Annotated in this window: 5 protein-coding genes and 1 pseudogene; 5 read left to right on the top strand and 1 reads right to left on the bottom strand. The window is 62.6% G+C overall.

Features of this window, described 5'->3' with window-relative positions:
* The 5 genes and pseudogenes from E5W70_RS04555 to E5W70_RS04535 all read left to right on the top strand — a co-directional run.
* Positions 1 to 660 (top strand): SDR family oxidoreductase (locus E5W70_RS04555; RefSeq protein WP_292654471.1); only part of this gene is annotated, 660 nt, incomplete at its 5' end.
* A 10-nt stretch (positions 661 to 670) separates the two neighbouring features.
* Positions 671 to 1,618 (top strand): 3-hydroxyacyl-CoA dehydrogenase, encoded by a 948-nt coding sequence (locus tag E5W70_RS04550; RefSeq protein WP_292654468.1) that lies wholly within the window; start codon positions 671 to 673, stop codon positions 1,616 to 1,618.
* Positions 1,615 to 2,577: a 3-keto-5-aminohexanoate cleavage protein gene (locus tag E5W70_RS04545; protein WP_292654465.1), complete on the top strand. Its 963-nt coding sequence runs from the start codon at positions 1,615 to 1,617 to the stop codon at positions 2,575 to 2,577. Before E5W70_RS04550 ends, E5W70_RS04545 begins: the two co-directional genes overlap by 4 nt.
* Positions 2,578 to 2,611: 34 nt before the next feature.
* A complete protein-coding gene (locus tag E5W70_RS04540) occupies positions 2,612 to 3,490 on the top strand; it encodes an SMP-30/gluconolactonase/LRE family protein (RefSeq protein WP_292654462.1) in 879 nt (292 codons plus the stop codon).
* Between the two features lie 385 nt (positions 3,491 to 3,875).
* A pseudogene (locus E5W70_RS04535) lies at positions 3,876 to 4,223 on the top strand (DUF6088 family protein); the annotation flags it as partial.
* A gap of 112 nt (positions 4,224 to 4,335) precedes the next feature.
* Here E5W70_RS04535 and E5W70_RS04530 read toward each other — a convergent pair.
* A partial coding sequence (locus tag E5W70_RS04530; protein WP_292654459.1) for a glycosyltransferase occupies positions 4,336 to 4,883 on the bottom strand: 548 nt, incomplete at its 5' end.

Below are 4,883 nucleotides of genomic sequence, written 5' to 3'. Positions count from 1 at the left end.
ATTTCCGACGAGGCGCTGGCCGCTGCTCCGGAGAGGATTACGCTCGCCGCCGCAGTCAAGGCCGACGTTTCGCGCGACGACGATGTCGACCGGCTGTTCGAGACTGTCAAGGAGAAGCTCGGCGGGCTCGACGCCCTGATCAACAATGCCGGCATTGCCGGGCCGACCGGCGGCGTCGATGAGATCGATCCGGCAGACTGGCGGCGTTGCATAGATATCTGCCTGACCGGCCAGTTCCTGTGCGCGCGGCGTGCCGTGCCGCTGATCAAGGCGGGGGGCGGCGGCTCGATCGTCTCAATGTCTTCGGCCGCCGGCCGCCATGGCTACGCGTTTCGCACCCCCTATTCGGCTGCCAAGTTCGGCGTTGTCGGCCTGACTCAGAGCCTTGCCAAGGAACTCGGACCGCATGGCATCAGGGTCAATGCCATTTTGCCCGGCATCATCGAAGGGCCGCGCATCGACAAGGTCATTGCCGACCGGGCAAAGCAATTAGGCGTTTCAAACGAGGAGATGACACAACGCTATCTGCAGAACATCTCGCTGCGCCGCATGACCAGCCCCTACGATGTCGCGGCGATGGTGGCCTTCCTGCTTTCCGATGCCGGCGTCAACATTTCCGGCCAGTCGCTTGGCGTCGACGGCAACGTCGAGACACTCTGAGGGGGCGATCATGGCGAATGTAGCAATTGTCGGAAGCGGTTTCATCGGGCGAGCGTGGGCGATCAGCTTCGCTCGTGCCGGGCATGATATGCGCATGTGGGACCAGGCGCCGGCCGCGACCAGCGGTGCGCGCGACTATATCGCCGGCGTGCTCGGCGACCTCGCCGCCAACGATTTGCTGCGGGGACAGGCGGTCGATGCCGTGCTCGGCCGCATCACCATTGTGGCGGAGCTTGGCGAGGCCCTGGCCGATGCCGTCCACGTCCAGGAAAACACGCCCGAAAACCTCGAGGTGAAGCGTGACGTGTTCTCCCGGATCGACGCCCTTGCCGGTCCGCAGGCGGTGATCGCCAGTTCCACCTCGGCGCTGTTGCCGTCGAAATTCACCGATCATCTGCAAGGGCGCCATCGCTGCCTCGTCGTACACCCGATCAATCCGCCCTATCTCATCCCGGCAGCGGAAGTCGTGCCGGCACCATGGACCTCCGCCGAAACGGTGGAAAGGACCCGCGCCTTTCTTGTCGAAGCGGGCCACGCGCCGCTGGTGATGAAACGCGAACTCGACGGCTTCATCATGAATCGCTTGCAGGGCGCGCTGTTGGAGGAGGCGTTCCGACTCGTCGCCGACGGCTATGCCAGCGTCGAAGACGTCGACACGGGCCTGCGCGAGGGGCTGGCGCTGCGCTGGTCGTTCATGGGTCCGTTCGAAACGATCGACCTCAACGCACCTGGTGGTGTGCGCGACTATGTAGAACGCTATCAGACGATCTATTCCAACATCTTCCCGCAGATGCTGCGTCGGGTCGACTGGGCGGGCGAGGTCATGCAAACGGTCGAGGCCGAGCGCCGTAAGCGGCTGCCGCGGGAAGAACTCGGCGACCGGCAGGTCTGGCGCGACCGCCGGCTGATGGCGCTGGCGGCGCACAAGAAAAAATCGGATCAGGAGTTTGGACGATGACGGAAACAAGCCGCAAGCCCGGCACCCCGCAGACCAAGGGCAAGGTCATCATCACCTGTGCGGTGACGGGAGCAATCCATACGCCGACCATGTCGCCCTATCTGCCGATCACGCCGGACCAGATCGCCTCGGAGGCGATCGCGGCGGCGGAGGCTGGTGCGGCGATCCTGCATCTGCATGCCCGCGACCCTGAGACCGGCAAGCCCGACCAGACGCCGGAGGCGTTCGCGCGTTTCCTGCCGCGCGTCAAGCAGGGCACCAATGCCGCCATCAACATCACCACCGGCGGCAGTCCCTACATGAAGGTGGAGGAGCGTGTTCGCCCCGCCGCCCAGTTCAAGCCGGAAGTCGCCTCACTCAACATGGGGTCGATCAATTTCGGGCTCTATCACCTCGTCGACAAATACGAAACGTTCAAGTTCGACTGGGAAAGGCCGCATCTGGAAGCGACGCGTGACCTGGTCTTCCGCAACTCGTTCAAGGACATCGAGTACATACTGGACACCTGTTACGACAACGGCACGCGCTTCGAGTTCGAGTGCTACGACATCGCCCATCTCTACAACCTCTCCCATTTCGCCGATCGCGGGCTGGTGAAACCACCATTCTTCGTGCAGTCCGTATTCGGCCTGCTCGGCGGCATCGGTTCGCACCCCGAAGACGTCGCCCATATGAAGCGCACCGCCGATCGCCTGTTCGGCGAGCAGTACCGCTGGTCGGTGCTGGGTGCGGGCGCGAGCCAGTTGCGCATTGCCGCGCAGTCGGCAGCGCTTGGCGGCAATATCCGCGTTGGGCTTGAAGACAGTCTTTGGGCCGGCAAGGGCAGGCTTGCAACCTCAAATGCCGAGCAGGTGGTGCTTGCCCGCAAGATCATCGAAGGCCTCGGCATGAGAGTGGCAACACCCGATGAGGCCCGCGAAATCCTGTCATTGAAGGGCGGCGACCAGGTCGCGTTCTGACCGGTTTCTGCAAGGATCGAACTAGGAGGACGGCATGAAGATCGAAGTCGTGGTGGACGTGAAGACCACGCTGGGCGAGGGACCGCTCTGGGATGTTGAACAGGAGCGCCTCTACTGGATCGACAGTTTCGACGGGCGTGTGTTTCGGGCGACCGCCGACGGCCGCGAGATCCGTTGCTGGGATGTGCCGATGAAGATCGGCTCAATGGCATTGCGCAAGGACGGCGGTGGCGCGGTGGTGTCGCTGCAGCGCGGTTTCCATTTGCTTGATTTCGCCACCGGCGAGGTGATGCCGATCCACGATCCAGAACCGGACCGGCCGATGAACCGGCTCAATGACGGCAAGGTCGATCGGCGCGGCCGCTTCTTCGCCGGCTCAATGGACACGATGGAAGAGGGACCTTCCGGCGGGCTCTACCGGCTCGATCCCGATTTCTCCGTCACCAGAATAGATTCCGGCATCATCTGCTCCAACGGCCCATGCTGGAGTCCCGACGACCGCACCTTCTATTTCGCCGACACCTGGACCGGCGAGATCTGGGCCTACGACTACGATATCGAAACCGGTACCGCCACCAACCGGCGCACTTTCACGCGCGTCGATACCAGCCGGGGAGGGGCGGCCGACGGCTCGACCGTCGATGCGGAAGGATTCCTCTGGAACGCGCTGGTCTATGACGGCAGGCTGGTGCGTTACGCGCCCGACGGCAGCGTTGATCGCATCATCGACATGCCCGTCAAGAAGATCACCAGCGTCATGTTCGGCGGGCCGAAGCTCGACGCCCTTTACGTCACGTCGATGGCCAAGCCGCCGCTGCCGCGCTTTCCGGGCGACGGAGTTTTGCGCGGCAGCCTTTTTGCCGTCACCGGCCTCGGCGTAACGGGAGTGCCGGAGCCAAGATTTGCCGCGTGAAGCTCGGCATCGAGCCGTCGCTTAGTCGCTGTCCTCCTCCGGGGCAGACTTCCGCAATCTCAGCTTCTAGCAGACTGCCATCCGACGGGCGTGACCGGCGGCCGGCATGATCCTCGCGCCCGAATTCTTTTCAACAGGCTCGCCCGGACAAGCCTTCTCCGGGTACCCCATCGCTGCGGCCCGCCAACTGAATCAGCGGCGCTTGTATGGGCTCTCTCGCCCTATTGAGAGAATTGGCAACCCCGACCGCGAGGCCCATTTTCGGCACTTTGAATGTCAGTAAAAAATACGCTATTTTCTGACATATGAAGACGGTCGTTTCCTTAGTTTCCTGATCGGATTTTGAGGCGCGCCCGCGGGAGCGTTTTCACGTCCAACTTTACGATTTCCGAAACTGCATCCAAAACTTGGGGCGCTTTCCATCTCGCCCGATGATGTTGCCCAGGCGCTGGCCAGGGAGACGGGCTCTCATGTGCAGGTCGCCGGCACTCATGCTGCCAATGCGCTTGGTCTGACCAGCCAAGTTCCCACCCTAACCTCATATCTCACGGATGGTCCATCCCGTCGCGTGGTGCTCGGAAGGCGTGTTATCGACCTGCGCCATGCGTCGCCCAAACACCTGATACCACCGGGAACGGCTGCGGGGACAGTCGTTCAGGCGTTGCGGCATCTCGGGCCATCACGGGCCGCCGATGTCGTTCAGATCGCGTCGCGCCAACTGTCCCTGAGTGACTCCCAAGGAAGCAACACTCAACCGTTACCCCTAGTGGCCCGACAACGCACCACCACAAAATGCGCCGTCTGTAACAGCTGTGCTTACCGTCACGATCTGGCTCTGCCGCACCTCAGTGACTAGGTGGCATGCGATGGACATTCGGGGCCTGCGCAGGCAACCATGACGGCGCGGAGCGCGCTCGACGGCGCATGCTCTCATCGTGATCGAACCCAAGTGTGGCCGTCCCGGTGTTCGTGAGTGCTCGGTAGAGTGCCACATAATCGCTGCACATGCGCTCGACCGTGAACCGCTTCTCGAACGTCTGCCGCACTCGTGCGCGCTCGAGGCTGTCTAGGCGCCGGAGCGCGCCCACAGCTTCCTCCACCGTATCCACGATCCATCCGGACACACCGTCGTCGATGATCTCCGGGACGGCGCCACGCCGGAACGCAACCACCGGCGTACCGCAGGCCATTGCTTCGATCGTTACGAGCCCGAAGGGTTCCGGCCAGTCGATTGGGAACAAAAGCGCTTTCGCATTGCCCAGAAAATCCGCCTTTTGCCGCTCATCGATCTCGCCAATGAACTCCACGTTCGAATGCCGCAGCACTTGCGGCTCGACTCTTTCCTTCCAGAACGACTGGTCCACCTTGTCGATCTTGGCGGCGATCTTCAGAG

Origin of the sequence: Mesorhizobium sp., from assembly GCF_005063415.1 — a bacterium.
Classification (GTDB): Bacteria; Pseudomonadota; Alphaproteobacteria; order Rhizobiales; family Rhizobiaceae; genus Mesorhizobium.
The sequence above is the reverse complement of the archived record's forward strand: the minus strand, read 5'-3'. Positions and strand labels throughout refer to the sequence as shown.